This window comes from Mesorhizobium sp. M5C.F.Ca.ET.164.01.1.1, from assembly GCF_004792125.1.
Classification (GTDB): domain Bacteria; phylum Pseudomonadota; class Alphaproteobacteria; order Rhizobiales; family Rhizobiaceae; genus Mesorhizobium; species Mesorhizobium wenxiniae.
Window position 1 is genome coordinate 1 of the sequence record NZ_SRTG01000572.1, and the last position, 287, is coordinate 287.

Below are 287 nucleotides of genomic sequence, written 5' to 3' on the forward strand. Positions count from 1 at the left end.
GCCGCAAGATGGAAGAGGCCGACGTGCTGTCGCTGTTCGAGAGCCCGAAGAGCAACTACACGCGCGCGCTGCTCTCGGCGCTGCCCGAGAACGCCGTCGGCGACCGCTTGCCGACCGTCTCCGACATGCTGTTCGAACCGGCGCCCCAGGGGGCAAGTACCGGAGTCGCCTCATGAGCACCAGGGTCGTCGAAGGCAAGAACATCGTGCGCGACTACCATGTCGGCGGCGGCCTGTTCCGCGGCGCGCGCACGGTGCATGCGGTCAAGGGCGTCTCCTTCAGCGTCG

Annotated in this window: 2 pseudogenes; both read left to right on the forward strand. The window is 67.9% G+C overall.

What is annotated here, in order from left to right:
• A pseudogene (locus EN807_RS37295) lies at window positions 1-176 on the forward strand (nickel import ATP-binding protein NikD); the annotation flags it as partial.
• A pseudogene (locus tag EN807_RS37300) lies at window positions 173-287 on the forward strand (peptide ABC transporter ATP-binding protein); the annotation flags it as partial. The pseudogenes EN807_RS37295 and EN807_RS37300, both read left to right, overlap by 4 nt.